Origin of the sequence: Roseibium sp. (assembly GCF_048260565.1) — a bacterium.
Taxonomy (GTDB): domain Bacteria; phylum Pseudomonadota; class Alphaproteobacteria; order Rhizobiales; family Stappiaceae; genus Roseibium.
Genome location: NZ_JBLXGP010000002.1, coordinates 688,626 through 703,864 on the forward strand (window position 1 = coordinate 688,626; position 15,239 = coordinate 703,864).

16 protein-coding genes are annotated in these 15,239 nt (G+C 61.6%); 9 read left to right on the plus strand and 7 right to left on the minus strand.

Annotation, left to right across the window (positions count from 1 at the left end):
- The first annotated feature begins 37 nt into the window (after positions 1-37).
- Positions 38-676 carry a LysE family translocator gene (locus tag ACN0SO_RS07535; protein WP_417676136.1) on the plus strand — a complete coding sequence of 213 codons (639 nt, stop codon included), beginning with the start codon at positions 38-40 and terminating at the stop codon, positions 674-676.
- Between the two features lie 69 nt (positions 677-745).
- On the opposite strand, the gene ACN0SO_RS07540 is transcribed toward ACN0SO_RS07535, so the two are convergent.
- The 4 genes from ACN0SO_RS07540 to ACN0SO_RS07555 form a co-directional block, all read right to left on the minus strand.
- Positions 746-1,018, minus strand: coding sequence for a hypothetical protein (locus ACN0SO_RS07540; protein WP_417676138.1), 273 nt, complete (start codon positions 1,016-1,018; stop codon positions 746-748).
- Between the two features lie 189 nt (positions 1,019-1,207).
- Positions 1,208-1,606, minus strand: coding sequence for a TIGR02301 family protein (locus ACN0SO_RS07545; RefSeq protein ID WP_417676140.1), 399 nt, complete (start codon positions 1,604-1,606; stop codon positions 1,208-1,210).
- Positions 1,607-1,695: 89 nt separating this feature from the next.
- Positions 1,696-2,133: an NUDIX hydrolase gene (locus tag ACN0SO_RS07550; protein WP_417676142.1), complete on the minus strand. Its 438-nt coding sequence runs from the start codon at positions 2,131-2,133 to the stop codon at positions 1,696-1,698.
- 51 nt (positions 2,134-2,184) lie between these two features.
- Positions 2,185-2,697: a hypothetical protein gene (locus tag ACN0SO_RS07555; RefSeq protein ID WP_417676144.1), complete on the minus strand. Its 513-nt coding sequence runs from the start codon at positions 2,695-2,697 to the stop codon at positions 2,185-2,187.
- A 117-nt stretch (positions 2,698-2,814) separates the two neighbouring features.
- Between ACN0SO_RS07555 and ACN0SO_RS07560 the strand changes: the two genes are divergently transcribed.
- From ACN0SO_RS07560 to ACN0SO_RS07575, 4 genes are all read left to right on the plus strand, one after another.
- On the plus strand, positions 2,815-3,573 hold the full coding sequence (locus tag ACN0SO_RS07560) for an SOS response-associated peptidase (RefSeq protein ID WP_417676146.1): 759 nt from the start codon (positions 2,815-2,817) through the stop codon (positions 3,571-3,573).
- A gap of 82 nt (positions 3,574-3,655) precedes the next feature.
- On the plus strand, positions 3,656-4,483 hold the full coding sequence (locus ACN0SO_RS07565) for a methyltransferase (protein ID WP_417676148.1): 828 nt from the start codon (positions 3,656-3,658) through the stop codon (positions 4,481-4,483).
- A gap of 72 nt (positions 4,484-4,555) precedes the next feature.
- Positions 4,556-5,095, plus strand: a complete 540-nt coding sequence (locus ACN0SO_RS07570; protein WP_417676151.1) for an RNA polymerase sigma factor — start codon at positions 4,556-4,558, stop codon at positions 5,093-5,095.
- Positions 5,096-5,310: 215 nt separating this feature from the next.
- Positions 5,311-7,200, plus strand: a complete 1,890-nt coding sequence (locus ACN0SO_RS07575) for a vWA domain-containing protein (protein ID WP_417676153.1) — start codon at positions 5,311-5,313, stop codon at positions 7,198-7,200.
- Between the two features lie 61 nt (positions 7,201-7,261).
- Here the strand turns inward: ACN0SO_RS07575 and ACN0SO_RS07580 are convergent, their stop codons facing one another.
- Both ACN0SO_RS07580 and ACN0SO_RS07585 read right to left on the minus strand, forming a co-directional pair.
- Positions 7,262-7,699 carry a glyoxalase superfamily protein gene (locus ACN0SO_RS07580; RefSeq protein ID WP_417676155.1) on the minus strand — a complete coding sequence of 146 codons (438 nt, stop codon included), beginning with the start codon at positions 7,697-7,699 and terminating at the stop codon, positions 7,262-7,264.
- Positions 7,700-7,934: 235 nt separating this feature from the next.
- A complete protein-coding gene (locus tag ACN0SO_RS07585) occupies positions 7,935-9,347 on the minus strand; it encodes an FAD-binding oxidoreductase (protein WP_417676157.1) in 1,413 nt (470 codons plus the stop codon).
- A gap of 168 nt (positions 9,348-9,515) precedes the next feature.
- Between ACN0SO_RS07585 and fabI the strand changes: the two genes are divergently transcribed.
- From fabI to yghX, 4 genes are all read left to right on the plus strand, one after another.
- A complete protein-coding gene (fabI, locus tag ACN0SO_RS07590) occupies positions 9,516-10,334 on the plus strand; it encodes an enoyl-ACP reductase FabI (RefSeq protein ID WP_417676159.1) in 819 nt (272 codons plus the stop codon).
- 123 nt (positions 10,335-10,457) lie between these two features.
- Positions 10,458-11,081, plus strand: coding sequence for a histidine phosphatase family protein (locus ACN0SO_RS07595; RefSeq protein ID WP_417676161.1), 624 nt, complete (start codon positions 10,458-10,460; stop codon positions 11,079-11,081).
- A gap of 174 nt (positions 11,082-11,255) precedes the next feature.
- Positions 11,256-12,341 (plus strand): chorismate synthase, encoded by a 1,086-nt coding sequence (gene aroC / locus ACN0SO_RS07600; protein ID WP_417676163.1) that lies wholly within the window; start codon positions 11,256-11,258, stop codon positions 12,339-12,341.
- Between the two features lie 190 nt (positions 12,342-12,531).
- On the plus strand, positions 12,532-13,419 hold the full coding sequence (gene yghX / locus ACN0SO_RS07605; RefSeq protein WP_417676417.1) for a YghX family hydrolase: 888 nt from the start codon (positions 12,532-12,534) through the stop codon (positions 13,417-13,419).
- Here yghX and ACN0SO_RS07610 read toward each other — a convergent pair.
- Entirely contained in the window at positions 13,411-15,213 is a 1,803-nt protein-coding gene (locus ACN0SO_RS07610) for a TRAP transporter permease (protein ID WP_417676165.1), read from the minus strand. The two genes, yghX and ACN0SO_RS07610, sit on opposite strands and share 9 nt — an antisense overlap.
- Positions 15,214-15,239: the final 26 nt, after the last annotated feature.

Genomic DNA, 15,239 nt, shown 5'->3' on the forward strand with positions numbered 1-15,239 from the left:
ACAGGCACGACAATCCTGCAAATGAGGGGCCCGGGGTTTGAGCTTTCTGGAATTCGCCTTGATCGGATTTGTGATTGGCGTCATCACGACCGCACCGGTCGGACCGGTCAACATCATGGCGATCCAGCATGCCGCCCAGCAGGGCTTCCGTCAGGGGCTTTACGTGGGGCTCGGGGCGGTCGTCGCCGACGCCATCTACGCCGCGGCCGCCATATTCGGCGTTTCGGCGGTCACCCGGTTCGTCGAAGGCCAGTTCGATCTGATCAAGACGGCGGGTGCGATCCTGCTCATCGTTTTCGGTCTGAAAATCATGAACACCCATCCGCATCTGGAGCGGGAGGACGGCAGTCGGATCAAGGGGCTTTGGAGAGAAGCGACGGCGGCATTTTTCATGGTTCTGACGAACCCGGGGGTGGTGCTGGCTTATGTCGCCATCATCGGTGGCCTGGGAAAATGGCGTCCTCAACCCGGCGATCACAGCGGCGCATTGGCGATGGTTCTGGGCGTCGCATTGGGGGCTGCCTCGTGGTGGGCGCTGCTATCTGCGATCGTCACGCGGTTTTCTGAAAAAATGGATGATCACTGGCTCGACCGTGCCAATCGCATTGCCGGATATATCCTGATCGCCTTCGGACTTGTCATTGGCGCCGACCTGGCTTTCGACCTGTTCGGTTGAATAGAACGAACGCAGAAAATAAAAAGCCGGCACGATGCGCCGGCCTTTTTAGTGTCTCGTCTATGCCGATTACTGCAAGATACGGTTGACCGTGTAATCGCCGCGCTGGATCCGCTCCGGAAGCCCTTCCGCAAGCTTGGAGACCGCATCTTCGCCATAGGTCGCCACCAGATCCGCAAGAGCGGTAAACATGGCCGCATGGGCGACCGCATCCGCATCCACGCCGCAGGCGATCGCCTCGGCCCAGGCATCTGAAATAAAGCCCAAAGCGGCGCGCCGAATGTCCTCGTCTTCGGCAAACTCCGCTTCCATCGCCGCATCACTGTATTCGTCGTTAATCATTGTTCCCTTACCGGTTCCTACCCATCCTTGGCCAAATCAGCGGCGGATGAAGCCCTTCGAATCTCTTGATAAAAATCCTAGCACGGCGAACCGCGAGGATAACCAACCGTGAACGCAAACTTAACAAGCATTCACAAAATTGACGAAAAAGGTTAACCAATCGGTAAGAGTTAAGGCACGACCTTCTGTTTACCGGCCGTAACGGCTGGTAACGTCGCCGATGATCGTTTCGCCCTCGGATATATACTGTCTCAATGCGAGACGCGCGGAGATTGTGCAATCTCGGTAAACGGTTGAGAAACCACGATATCCGCGGTTAAACCGCGCGATGAAGCGTCGCCGGCGGTTTTCTTCCACAACTTCGGTGTCCAGGAGCGTGGTCATCCGGTCGCGCCAGGAGGGCTCGTCGTCATTTCCGCACAAGGGGCGGAGGAAGTGCAAGGCGCCCATAACTTCCGCGAGCCGCAGAAGGTCCTGCTCGTAAGGCGGCTCGGAGCCTTGCGCCGGTTGCGCCTGCGCGACGGAAGGAGCAAGCGCCAGACCTGCCCAGAGGGCGGCAATCGTGAGTGTGCGAAGCAGGAGCGTCATGGCCGGATGATGTACATGGCCCGCCTCCCTGCGCAAGACCAAACACCGATCAGTCGCCTCAACCTGAATAGGAGCAATCCGCTGAAAGCTCACATCTGGTCCAGCCCCAGGATTCGGCGGATGCGCGGTGGCGTACCCGGCGTCGTTTCGAGGTTCTCGAGGCCGGAAAGCGGTATCCAGCCGGCGTCCGCGGCATCGTCGCCCGCATCCACAGTGCCGGATACATAAGGTCCTGAGAACACCACCAGGACGAAATGGGATGCGACCCGCCCGTCGCCATCCTTGTGGATACTGTCGAAGGTGTCGACCGGCGCGCCCAGGTCCGCGTGGACCCCGGTTTCCTCAAATAACTCCCGTTCGGCTGCGGCCTTCAGGGGTTCGCCCAGATCGACGAGACCGCCGGGAAGGCTCCAGCATCCCTGATAGGGTGGCTTGGAACGCTTGATCAGGAGAACGTCGTCATTGCGATGACAAACAACGCTGACGCCCAGAAGCGGAACGGGTGGATAGTGGCGCGGAACACTCATGCCGCCGTTTGTGCCACAACCGGGATGCCGTCGCCATCGGCCAGAGCCGTGTCAGGCGAACATCGCGTCGATTTCCGCTTGGGCGGCTTCGCCTTCGGGCGCTGTTTCCAACGGTTCCACATGTCCGTGGATGACACCGCTGGCGACGGAGATCAGCGGCTTGATCACATTGGTGGCCGCCTCCGCTATTTCGGCTGCGACCATGCTCGGGTCCGGCGCATTCCGCAATTTCTCCTGGGCCGCCAGAACTTCCGCGTCGATTTCCGCGACACGAGACTCCAGATGGGTCCGCAGCTTGACCGGGGCTGCGTGATAGGCGGTGATCGCCAGTTGTTTGTCGGAAAAGCTAGAGTTTTCGAAATGGGATTCGTAGTCGAGCGGCTCCCATTCCAGAACGTCCTCGGCGCAATCCGGCATGGCAGGAAGCATTTCCAGCAGCATGACGACTTCGTTGAAATGGTTCAGATAGTCCGTCGCCAGCCCGGTGTTGGGATTGATATTCGCCCGCTCCAGCCTGTCGGCTGCCAGGATACCGGCGCCTAGAACTGGATCTTCGGATTCCATACTTTTCCCCCAACGGCTAAACTCACCAAACAAGTTAGTATGTCTTTGTTGCCAATTGCCTAACTTAAGGGGAGAGTCCCCGGACGGGTGGCAGGAGACACCAGTACAGGATATGACATGTGCGGCCGCTTTAGCCTGACAGCCACACCGGAAGATGTGCGCGCGCTCTTTGCCTATATCGATCTGCCGAACTTTCCACCGCGCTACAACATTGCGCCGACACAGCCGATCGCGACTGTGCGTCGGGAACACGGCGAGCGGCATTTCGCGCTCGTGCGCTGGGGGCTTGTACCCTCCTGGGTGAAGGATCCGGCAAGCTTCTCCCTCCTGATCAACGCCCGCGCCGAGACTGCTGCCGAAAAGCCCTCGTTCCGCGCCGCCATGCGCCATCACCGCTGCCTGATCCCGGCCTCCGGGTTTTACGAATGGCGCAGGACACCGGACGGCAAGCAACCCTACTGGATCAGCCCGGCCGACGGCGGTCTCATGGCTTTCGCCGGCTTGTGGGAGACCTGGTCCGATCCGGACGGCGGCGACCTCGATACCGGCGCGGTGCTGACCACGCCTGCCAACAGGACGATCGGCCGGATCCATCACCGCATGCCGGCGATCCTGATGCCCGAAGCCTTCGATGACTGGCTTGACACCGGCAATGTCATGGCAAGGGATGCAAAGAAGATGCTGGGGCCGGCGCCGGAGGATTACCTGACAGCGGTTCCGGTGTCTGCCAGGGTGAACAAGGTCTCCAACGACGATCCGGACCTGCAAAGCGAGGTCGAACCTGAAGAACCGGCCACCCAGTCCACAAGATCTGAAAAGCCGAAACGGGCAGCCGCCACTTCAAAACCCGGTGACGGGCAGATGGACCTGTTTTAACGGCGCGGCCCGGAAATAGCTCTGTTCAAACGATCGCGCCTCGACTATCTGGGCAGTTCGATTTTCAAGAGAAAGCGGACGCATGAGCGATATCGACGAAGACGCCCTGGCCGAAGTCTATAACCGGGGGCTGGATCTGGAGAAATCCGGCGACCTGGAAGGTGCGGCCAAGGCGTATCGCGAAGCGCTCGAGCTCGATCCTTCCGATACGGGCGGGGTCTCGATCCGCCTGGCCGCCATGGGCCGGGGCGAAACGCCGGAAAAAATGCCGGACGCCTATGTGGAAACGCTGTTCGACCAGAATGCGGATGTGTTCGACGACATTCTGGTCGATCAACTCGGCTACTGTGTGCCGCTGATCTTGCGCGATAAGGTGCGCCAGCTCGGCATTGGTCCTTTCCAACGTCTGCTGGATCTGGGCTGTGGCACCGGCCTGACCGGCGTGGCCTTCAGCGATTGCGCCGATCATCTGACCGGGGTCGACTTGTCCGAGCGCATCGTCGAACTCGCCTTCGACCGGGAGGTCTATAACGATCTTTATGTGGGCGAAGCGGTCTCCTTCCTGGAAGAGTTCGAGGAAGACGACGGCAGTCGTCCGTCCTGGGACATGATCGCGGCAACCGACGTCTTTCCCTATCTCGGCGCCGTCGAACCGATCCTGAAAGCGGCGGCCGACCGGCTTGCTTCGGGCGGCTATCTGGCCTTTTCGACCGAAACCCTACCCGACGACTTCCTTCAGGGGAGGCCCTATATGGTCGGGCCGAAGCAACGCTTCGCGCAAGGGGAAACCTATTTGCGGCAACGTCTGGCGGCGGAAAGCTTCGAAATCCTGTCCTTCGAACCGATCACCGTGCGGCTCGAAGACGGGGAACCGGTGCCGGGTCATCTGGTGGTCGCCCGAAAATCCTGACAGCGAAACTTTTTGAAAAAAATTTGTCCGACCGCCAAGGATCGGCCGTGGGGTTTCGTCTAATCTATCAAGATGGACACGCAGGCGAACGACGAGGATCTGGCAGAACTGGCCGCGGCGGGCAACGCGGGCGCGTTCCGCTGCCTGCTCGAACGCCATTATGACCGGGTCTACCGGCTGGCCTTTCGTCTCACTGGCCTGCGCGAGGACGCGGAGGATCTGGCGCAGGATATCTGCGCGTCCCTGCCCAAAAGGCTGCAGAGTTTTCGCGGGCAGGCGAAATTCACCACATGGCTCTACAGGGTCGTTCTGAATGCGGCCCGGGACATGCACAGGCGCAAGGCGTCGGCAAACCGGGCCTCCGACGGCTTTGAAGAACTCGCCAGGCTTGAGAGCGACGCCCGCGACGACGCGGAAGACCAGACCGCCTGGCTCTACGATGCGCTGGACCGGATCGGCGGCGATCTTCGTGAAACCGCGATCCTGGTATTGGCCGAGGACCGAACCCATGCGGAAGCCGCTGAAATCCTGTCGGTGAAGGAATCGACGGTTTCCTGGCGCATGTCGAAACTGAAAGAAAAACTCAAATCCATCGCGAAAGCAGACGCATGACGGACGAGTTGGAAAAACTGAAGGCGGCTTTCCGCCAGGAACGGGCAAGCGACCCCGATCCTGAGGCGCGCCATGCCGCGATCCACGCGGCGATGCTTCAGTTCGAGGCGCTTGAACAGGAAAAAAATGTTGCGGCCGGCCAAGGATCGGCGGCTTCGGATCGTCTCAAGACAAGAGCCAGTGAAATTTCGGCTCGGATCTTGAGGAGATTTTCAATGACACTGACCCGTTCAAGGCTTTCCTACATTCTGGCCGGCGGCGTGAGCCTCGCCGCCCTTGTTCTCGTCGTCAATCTGAATTCCCAGAACCTGCCCGGCCTGTCCTCGTGGCAGGGAGATAAAGATCAGTCGGCACCCGCCGGTGGTGGATTGCTGAGCCGGGATTCCGCTAAGCCGGAAGCGCCAGCGCCTGTGGTTGAAGAACAGGCCAGCCCCGATGTCAGCTATGATGTGGCTGCGGAACCGACGCCTGCTCCGGCATCAGGCGCAATCGCGCCGATGGCGCCGCCTTCGTCGATGGCAGCCCGGAAAATGACCGACGGACGGGCGCGGTCGATGGGACCGATGCGCATTCAGCAATCCTTCGGCGATCAACTTTCTTCCGGTCTCGCGCCCCAGGCAGAGGTGTCTCCGCCGGTCTATCAGGACCAGGGCCGCGACCGGTTTTCCAACGTGCCCGACAATCCGGTGAAACGGGTCGCAGATGATCCCGTCTCGACCTTCTCCGCAGATGTCGACACCGCCTCTTATGCCTTCATCCGCGGTTCTCTGAACATGGGCGTCCTGCCGCCCAAGGATGCGGTCCGGATCGAGGAGATGGTGAATTACTTCGACTACGATTATCCGTTGCCGGCGGACCGGAGCCAGCCGTTCAAGGCGGACGTTTCCATCATGCCCACGCCCTGGAACGCGGAAACCCGTCTGATGCGGATCGGGATCAAGGGCTACGAGATCGAACGGGCGGAAGCGCCGAAAGCCAATCTGGTGTTCCTGATCGACACCTCCGGGTCGATGAACGCTCCGGACAAGCTGCCGCTGCTGCGCCAGGCCTTCCGGATGCTGGTGTCCAATCTCCGGCCCGACGATGTGGTCTCAATCGTGACCTATGCGGGTAGCGCTGGAACGGTGCTGGAACCGACGAAGGTTTCCGAAACCGGAAAGATTTTCGCGGCGCTCGACAACCTGTCGGCCGGCGGCAGCACCGCAGGCGGCGAGGGCATTCGTCAGGCCTATCAGCTTGCCGGAGAACACATCGACAAGACCGGCATCAACCGGGTCATCCTGGCGACCGACGGCGATTTCAATGTCGGCATCAGCGATCCGGAGCAACTGAAGGACTTCGTTGAGCGAAAGCGTGAAACCGGCGTGACCCTGTCCGTGCTCGGGTTCGGACGTGGCAATTACAACGACCTTTTGATGCAGGAGTTGGCACAGAACGGCAACGGCAACGCCAGCTACATCGACACGTTGAGCGAGGCGCGCAAGGTGCTGGTCGACGAGGCAAGCTCCACGTTGTTCCCGATTGCGAAGGACGTAAAATTCCAGGTCGAGTTCAACCCGGCCGAGGTCAGAGAATACCGCCTGATCGGCTATGAAACCCGCACGCTGCAGCGTGAGGACTTCAACAACGACAAGGTCGACGCCGGCGATATCGGCGCGGGCCACACGGTGACGGCACTTTACGAATTTCGGCCGGCATCGACGTCCGGTGCCCTGATCGAGCCCTTGCGCTACCAGACAGAAGCCAAACCTGCGTCGACGGACAAGACCGATAGCACCGACAAGATGGGCGAGATCGCGTTCCTGAAGATCCGCTACAAGCTGCCGGATGAGGACGTGAGCAAGCTGATCACGACACCCATCGGCGCGGATGCGGTCAAGGCGGAGATTTCCGAAGCCTCGAACGACACGCGGTTTGCGGCTGCGGTGGCCGGCTTCGGCGAGATCCTGAAGGGCGGCAAATATACCGGCAGCTACAGCCTGGATGACGTCCTCGCCCTGGCAGGAGGTGCCCGCGGCAGCGATCCCTATAATTACCGGGGATCGTTCGTGGAACTGGTCCGCCTCGCCAAGAGCGCCGGGGCGATGGAACCCTTGAAGAAATAAAATAAGAAGCGGAAAAGGTAAGCCCCTGCCCATCGAAGGGCAGGGGCTTCCTGTTTGTCGACTAGCTCGCCAGACGGCGAACGCGCATATGCGGGACGCCGTCGGACGTCTTGGCGGCGGTGACGCCGTATTCGTCGACCGTAGCCGTCACGCGGGTCCGGTAGGCGGAGAAGCTGTCGAAGGTCACCACATCGACCGGCTCGTCGAACCGGACGGTGACCCGCAGGTGCCCGTGGGCGCCGACAGCGGCCACGCCGATGACTTCGCCGGTAAACGGCTGATGCAGATAGTCTCCGCTCACCCGGTCGCCGAGCGACAGCAGCACCTTCGGCCCGTTTCCGGCAGCCGCGTGCAGGGTGTTCCAGTCACGGTAGCCGTATTGCCGGGCAACGAGTTCCAGTGCCTGGCCGTGGCCGAGCGGTTTTCCGTCCACCACGGGAACGGCCGTACGTAATCTCTTCGCCTGAGCCTTGAGCTCAGAAATGGTCGGTAGGGACATTGCTAACGCCTTTCATGTCGTCACAGGCGCATTCGACGGGGCTCGCATTGCCATCGGCCTGCATGAACATGCAAAGGCTGATTGAACCGGCAGGTATTCGAAAACGAATTCTCTGCCGGGAAGGTTTCACCAAAGACACGTGTCTGCGAGCGGCCGGGACCTTCTGCCCGGATGCCCAGATAGGAAGGCGTCCGGCATTTGTCAATGCCGGACGCCGGCTTGGATGATTGCAGCTTTAGAGAACCCGGCCCGGATTGAGCAGGTCCTTGGGATCGAAGGCCGCCTTCACCCGTTGCATCAGGTCGAGCTCCAGTTCGCTCTTCACGCCTTTCAGCAGGTCGCGCTTCAGGCGGCCGATACCGTGCTCGGCGGAAATCGATCCGTGGAAGTCATGGACGATCCCGTGGACGATGGCGTTCATCGGGTCCCACTTGGAAAGATATTCTTCCTTGTCCATGCCGAGCGGCTGGCTGACGTTGAAGTGGATGTTGCCGTCGCCCAGGTGGCCGAAGGGAACCGGGCGGCAACCCGGCACGAATTCGGTGACGGCGGCCATGGCCTTGTCGAGGAACGCCGGGATCGAGGCGACGGGAACGGAAACGTCGTGCTTGATCGAGCCGCCCTCGTGCTTCTGCACCTCCGACATGCCATGGCGGATGTGCCAGAAGTCCTTCACCTGGGCCAGGCTCTGGGCAAAGGCGGCGTCTTCCACGAGACCGGCCTCGAAGGCTTCGCCGAGGATCGATTCCATCAGGTCGCGAACCGGAAAGGCTTCCGAACCGCTGGACAGTTCCATCAGCACGTACCAGGCATGGGTGCCTTCCAGCGGATCGCGGGCGCCGTCCAGGTGGGCCAGGCAGAAGTCGATCCCGATGCGTGGCAGGATTTCGAAACCCGTCAGCACCGGTCCGGCCTGGGCCTTGGTGATGGAAAACAGCTTCAGCGCCTCATGCGGGCTGGCCAGCCCGATGAAGGCCACTTCCAGCTTCTTCGGCTTGGGGAAAAGTTTGAGCGACGCTGCGGTGATGATGCCGAGCGTCCCTTCCGCACCGATAAACAATTGTTTCAAATCATAACCGGTGTTGTCCTTGCGCAGGGTGCGCAGGCCGTTCCAGATGTCACCGTTCGGCAGCACCACTTCCAGCCCCAGAACCAGGTCCCGGGTGTTGCCGTAAGCGAGTACGGCGGTGCCGCCGGCATTGGTGGAGATGTTGCCCCCGATCTGGCACGAGCCTTGGGCGCCGAGCGAAAGGGGGAACAGCCGGTCGACCTTTTCCACTTCGTTCTGCAGCGTCTCCAGGACCACGCCGGCATCCACGGTGATGGTGAAACCGTCCGGATCGACATGGCGGACCTTGTTCATCCGGCCGAGGCAAAGCACGATTTCATCACCGGTTTCCGTAGGGATTTGACCGCCGACGAGCCCCGTATTGCCGCCCTGCGGAACGATCTTCAGGCCGTTCTCGTAAGCATAGGTCAGGACCGCGCTGACTTCCTCGGTCGAGCCCGGACGCAGCACGATGGGCGCCGTGCCCCGGTACAGGTCGCGCTGTTCGACCAGAAACGGCGCCTTGTCTTCCGGGGTGGTCAGAACGTTGCCGGCACCAATGATTTCGGCAAAACGGTCGGCATGGGAGTTTCGCTCCATGAGCGCGGATCCTCGTCTTTGGTAAGGGTGAATTCGGCCGGCAACATAGTTGTTTGGATCGCGCGCGTCGACCGTTCATTCCACAGGGATCGGCTTGAAGGAACAGGGTGTGTGTGCCATAGGAAGCTGCCCTCTCGGGTGGTTAAGGGAATCCTTCTGGAGATGACAATGGCGGTAACGCGCGGACTTATGAGCGGTAAACGCGGACTGATCATGGGCCTGGCGAACAACAAGTCGATTGCATGGGGCATTGCCAAGTCCCTCAGCGACGCGGGCGCCGAACTTGCCCTGACCTATCAGGGCGACGCCCTGAAAAAGCGCGTGGAACCGCTCGCCGAACAGCTCGGTGCTTTCGTTGTCGGTCATTGCGATGTGACCGAGGCCGAAACCATCGACACCGTCTTCAAGGTCCTGGAGGACAAGTGGGGCAAGATCGACTTCGTCGTCCACGCCGTCGCGTTTTCCGACAAGGAAGAACTGACCGGCCGGTTCGTGGACACCACGTCGGCGAATTTCACACGCACCATGGACATCTCCTGCTATTCGCTGACTGCCGTGACCCAGCGGGCGGAGAAGCTGATGACCGACGGCGGCTCGATCCTGACGCTGACCTATTACGGCGCGGAAAAGGTCATGCCGCACTACAACGTCATGGGCGTCGCCAAGGCAGCTCTTGAAACCAGCGTCCGCTACCTGGCCATGGACCTCGGCCCGAAGAACATCCGCGTCAATGCGATTTCGGCCGGTCCGATCAAGACCCTGGCCGCCTCCGGCATCGGCGACTTCCGCTACATTCTGAAGTGGAACGAATACAATTCGCCGCTGCGCCGGACGGTCACCATCGAGGAAGTCGGCGACAGCGCCCTGTTCCTGCTTTCGGACCTGAGCCGGGGCGTGACCGGTGAGATCCAGCACGTGGATTGCGGCTACAATATCGTCGGGATGAAGGCGGTCGACGCGCCCGACATTTCCGTGGTCAAGGATTGACCTCAACTCTCTTGAAATGGCCGGAATACCGGCCATTTTCCTGGATATGCTTCCATTCCCGCCGTCTGGCTGTTTTCCGACCCGAACATAAGGGCCGTCCAGATCACTCTGCCGGTTTTTCCGATGACGTCCGTCCTGCCCCGCTTGCACAACCCGGATCTTCTTATTTTCCTTCGCCACGGCGAGACTGACTGGAATGCGGAAGGCCGCATGCAGGGGCAGAAGGATATCCCGCTGAACGCGACAGGCATGGAGCAGGCCCGCCGGAACGGTCAGCGCCTGAAGGCCTATCTCGAAGACGAGCGGATCGATGCGTCGGATCTCGACTTTCTGGCGTCCCCGCTGGGGCGCACCCGGATGACCATGGAGCTTGCCCGAACCGAAATGGGACTTGTACCCGGGGCCTATCGCCTGGAAGATCGGCTGAAGGAGCTGACCTTCGGGTCGTGGGAAGGCAGTACGCTGGAGGAAATAGCGGAAACCGCTCCGGAGCTTGTGGAGCAACGCCGGACCGACAAATGGGGCTTCGTGCCGCCCGGCGGCGGCGAGAGTTACGAGATGCTGGCGCAACGGATCGGCGGCTGGCTGCAGACGATCGACCGTCCGAGCGTCGTCGTTGCCCATGGTGGTGTCTTCCGGGTGCTGCGTGGTCTGCTCGAAGGCCTGGACCGCCGGCGCGTGCCGAAACTTCCCGTACCGCAGGACGTCGTTTTCATATGGCGCGACGGACGCCTGGAGGAAATCTGAGCCCGGCCGGAAACCCTTTGCAACGGGAACGCGACGCCGGGTCTTGAGCTGGCGGGCGTCATGTCGTATCGCTTGCGCCAAAGACTTTCGGAACGGCCGATGGCGGTATTGCCTGCGGATTCCGGATCCTCACATCGAAGGCCGCTGCCGAACCGGCGCTGGGAAGCTTGATACATGTCGCACAATATTTTCGGTCATCTGTTTCGCGTCATGACCTGGGGCGAAAGCCACGGTCCGGCCATTGGCTGCGTGGTCGACGGTTGTCCGCCGCTGGTGCCGCTGACGGAAGCCGATATCCAGGGGTTCATGGACAAGCGCAAGCCCGGTCAGTCGCGTTTCACGACCCAGCGCCGCGAGCCGGATGAAGTCCGGATCCTGTCCGGGGTCATGGTCGACGACGATGGCGTTCAGAAGACCACCGGCACGCCGATCTCCCTCATGGTCGAGAACACCGACCAGCGGTCCAAAGACTATTCGGAGATCAAGGACCGGTTCCGTCCCGGCCATGCCGACTACACCTACGATGCGAAATATGGCATTCGCGACTACCGCGGCGGCGGTCGGTCGTCGGCGCGCGAAACCGCCATGCGCGTGGCCGCCGGGGCCATTGCCCGCAAGGTCCTCAGTGGAATCAGCATCCGTGGCGCACTGGTCCAGGTCGGGCCGCACAAGATCGACCGGTCCAACTGGAACTGGGGCGAGGTCGACAACAACGCCTTTTTCTGCCCGGACAAGGCGGCAGCAGAATTCTGGGCCGACTATCTGGACGGCATCCGCAAGAACGGCTCTTCCGTGGGCGCGGTGATCGAGGTGGTTGCCGAGGGCGTGCCGGCCGGCTGGGGCGCGCCGATCTACGGCAAGCTCGACATCGAAATCGCTGCGGCTCTCATGTCGATCAACGCCGTGAAGGGCGTGGAAATCGGCAACGGCTTTGAGGCTGCGACCCTGACAGGCGAGGAGAACGCCGACGAGATGCGCATGGGCAACGACGGCAAGCCGTTCTTCCTGTCCAACAATGCCGGCGGCATCCTGGGCGGTATTTCAAACGGGGATCCGATCGTCGCCCGCTTTGCCGTCAAGCCGACATCCTCGATCCTGACCGAACGCAAATCGGTCACCCGAACCGGTGAGGAAGTCGACGTCATGACCAAGGGCCGGCACGACCCCTGCGTCGGTATCCGCGCGGTCCCGGTCGGCGAGGCCATGATGGCCTGCGTGCTGGCCGATCATTTTCTGCGTCACCGCGGCCAGGTCGGCTAAAGGGGTAATACCCGGCGGTTTGCGTTCACGATTGCGCGAGCGGTGACGGAAACCGGCCGCCGGTTACATCTCGTTACAATTTTGTGCGCTCCGCAACGCTGGATCGCCGGAGCGAGCTTCCTAAAACTACGGACAGCAGACCCATGATCTGCCGTCTGTTCGGAGGGAAGCCATGAATGAGATGACGCCGATTGTGCGGAAGACCGCGAAGGATTTTCCGCAGGAACTTTTGGAACTCTACGATTACTACGTGCACGGAAAGATCACCAAGCGGGCGTTCCTGGAGGGCGCGGGCAAGTTTGCCGTTGCCGGAGTGACGGCTGCCATGCTGCTCGATCAGCTCTCGCCGAATTATGCGCTCGCCCAGCAGGTGGCGCCGGATGACGCGTCGATCGTCACCGAGCGGATCACCTATCCCTCGCCTAACGGCCATGGCGAGGTGAACGGCTATCTGGTCAGACCGGCCGGTGTCACCGGCAAGCTGCCGGCGGTCCTGGTCGTGCACGAGAACCGGGGCCTCAACCCCTATATCGAGGACGTGGCGCGCCGCATGGGCAAGGCAGGCTTCATGGCGCTGGCGCCCGACGGGCTGACTTCGGTTGGCGGCTATCCCGGCAATGACGACGAGGGCCGCGAACTGCAAAGGACCGTCGACGGCACCAAGCTGATGAACGACTTCTTCGCCGGCTTCGAATATCTCCGCGGCCGGGACGATTGTACCGGCAAGGTCGGCGCGGTCGGCTTCTGCTACGGCGGCGGCGTGGTCAATGCGATTGCGGTCGCCTACCCGGAACTGGCCGCCGGCGTGCCCTTCTATGGGCGCCAGCCGAAGGCGGAAGATGTTGCAAGCATCCAGGCGCCGCTGCTCCTGCAATACGCGGCCTTGGACGAACGCATCAACGCCGGATGGCCGGCCTATGAGGAGGCCCTGAAAAAAGAGGGCAAGACCTATACCGCCCACATCTATCCGGACGTCAATCACGGGTTCCATAACGATACGACGCCGCGCTACGACGAGGCGGCGGCGAAACTCGCCGAGGAACGCACGATCGCGTTCTTCAACGAGCACCTAAAATAGGACGTCCGCGAGAGGTCTGACGAAGATCACCAGCAGCCCCGCGCCAAGCAGGGCTGCTGTTTTGGGTAGGGACCGGGTGGCGATCAGCCCGTAGGAGATCAGTCCGAGACCCACGCCGATCTGGACGAAGGCGATGAGGGCTGCAAGCGGCTCCGTCGACAGCGAAATCAGGGCGGGGTTGGCGATCATGCCCAGCGGGATCACATAGAGCCCGACCCCGAGGCCCATCGCGGTTATGGCCACCTTCAGCCAATTCTCCCCCACCATGCCGGCCGCAATGAAGACCGCGCCGCAGACCGGTGGTGTGATGGTCGACAGCAGCGCGAACCAGAACACGAAGAGATGGGACTGCAACGGCTCGAGACCGAGCTGGGTCAGGGCCGGTCCGGCGACCGAGACGCAAATCACATAGGCTGCGGTCGTCGGCACTTCCATGCCGAGGATCAGGCAGGCAAGTGCCGTCAGCAGAAGCGAGGGCCAGAGCAATCCGCCCGAACCGGACAGGATCAGCGAGGTGATCTTCACCCCGAGGCCGGTAATGGACAGAACGCCGATGATGATCGAGGCGCACAGAATGATCGATGCGATCATCGCCACCTGACGGGCCGCCGTCACAAGTCCTTCTTCGATGCGCAGCAGGGCATCCTTCAGGTTCATCGACAGGCGTCCGTCGATGAACAGCAGGATGAAGCCGGTGAGAATGGCAAGGCTGGCCGCATATTGCGGGGTGTAGCCGGCGGCGAACATCCCCCACATCAGCACGCTGAACGGAACAAGGAAGAACGCGGTGGTGATCACCGTGTTCTTCAGGTCGGGCCGGTCTGCCGCATCGATGCCTTTCAGTTCAAGCGTGCGTGCATGGGCGTTGATGCCGATCCAGACCGCGATGAAGTAGAGCAGGGCGGGGAGGATCGCCGCACCCATGATGGCGGTATAGGGAACGCCGGTCAGCTCGACCATCACGAAGGCGCCCGCCCCCATGAGCGGCGGCATGATCTGTCCGCCGGAGGAGGCGACCGCCTCGACAGCGCCGGCCAGCCGTCTTGGATAGCCGAGCTTCGTCATGGCGGGCAGGGTGATGGCGCCCGTGGAGGCCACATTGGCGGAGGCCGACCCGGAGATCGAGCCGAACAGGGCGGAGGAGATGATCGAGACCTTGGCCGCGCCGCCGTTGAGCCGGCCAGCGGCGGCTGCCGCTACGTTCATGAACCCCTTTCCGGCTTCGCCCGCATTGAGCACGGCGCCGAAGATCACGAAGATGGCGACGACGGACACGGATACGCCCGCAAGGCTTCCCCAGATGCCGCCTTCGGCGATGGTGAGCGTGCCGAGAAAACTTTCCAGCGGCGTGCCGGCATGGCCGAACTCGCCGGGAATGTATTGACCGAACAATCCGTAGGTCAGGGCAAGGAGCGCCACCAGCGGCAACGGCCAGTTGATGGCGCGCCGTGCGGCTTCCAGGACGGTGACCAGCAGAACCACGGCGATTGCGATTTGAAAGTCGCCTTCCAGAAACCCGTATTGATCGAGCAGCCGTTCGTGGTTCACGGCCACCCAGACACTGGCGCCGGTCCCGAAAAGCGCAAACAGCCATCCGGTGAAGCGTTTTACGGGTGTGGCCGGAACGAACAGGAAGATCCAGGGCAGGGCAAGTGCCAGGTGCAGCGGCCGGCTGACAAGGTTGGGCACCAGGCCGGAAAAGATCAGCCCCAGGTGAAACAGGACGAGGACGGTCGCGCAAAGGAGGCGGCCGATCCGGACAAGATGATCGGCAGATGGGGAAGGGCTTTGCATGAATGGCTCTGCGAGACGGTCCCCGG